Annotated in this window: 2 pseudogenes; both read left to right on the top strand. The window is 53.4% G+C overall.

Annotated features, from left to right (window positions below):
* Window positions 1–172: 172 nt before the first annotated feature.
* A pseudogene (locus tag AO240_RS29110) lies at window positions 173–253 on the top strand (sel1 repeat family protein); the annotation flags it as partial.
* Between the two features lie 237 nt (window positions 254–490).
* Window positions 491–571: pseudogene (locus AO240_RS29100) on the top strand (sel1 repeat family protein); the annotation flags it as partial.
* Between the last annotated feature and the right edge of the window lie 213 nt (window positions 572–784).

Genomic DNA, 784 nt, shown 5'->3' with positions numbered 1-784 from the left:
ATGGGAACTCGGTCTACTGTGGGAGATTTTGCGCAATTACCTGCAGCAATTGCAGAGTGCCGATGGGCGTTCGCCCTTTTCGCCGTTGCCTTAGATTTTTAGTGGCTTTGAAGGCCTTATCGCGAGCAAGCCCGCTCCCACATTTGACTGCATTCCGGCATGGGAACTCGGTCTACTGTGGGAGATTTTGCGCAATTACCTGCAGCAATTGCAGAGTGCCGATGGGCGTTCGCCCTTTTCGCCGTTGCCTTAGATTTTTAGTGGCTTTGAAGGCCTTATCGCGAGCAAGCCCGCTCCCACATTTGACTGCATTCCGGCATGGGAACTCGGTCTACTGTGGGAGATTTTGCGCAATTACCTGCAGCAATTGCAGAGTGCCGATGGTCGTTCGCCCTTTTCACCGCTGCCTTGGATTTTTAGTGCTTTCAAGGGCCTCTTCGCGAGCAAGCCCGCTCCCACATTTGACTGCATTCCAGCATGGGAACTCGGTCTACTGTGGGAAATTTTGCGCAATTACCTGCAGCAATTGCAGAGTGCCGATGGGCGTTCGCCCTTTTCGCCGTTGCCTTAGATTTTTAGTGGCTTTGAAGGCCTTATCGCGAGCAAGCCCGCTCCCACATTTGACTGCATTCCGGCATGGGAACTCGGTCTACTGTGGGAGATTTTGCGCAATTACCTGCAGCAATTGCAGAGTGCCGATGGGCGTTCGCCCTTTTCACCGCTGCCTTGGATTTTTAGTGCTTTCAAGGGCCTCTTCGCGAGCAAGCCCGCTCCCACAATTGAC

Origin of the sequence: Pseudomonas sp. ICMP 460, from assembly GCF_002723595.1 — a bacterium.
Classification (GTDB): domain Bacteria; phylum Pseudomonadota; class Gammaproteobacteria; order Pseudomonadales; family Pseudomonadaceae; genus Aquipseudomonas; species Aquipseudomonas kitaguniensis.
The sequence above is the reverse complement of the archived record's forward strand: the minus strand, read 5'-3'. Positions and strand labels throughout refer to the sequence as shown.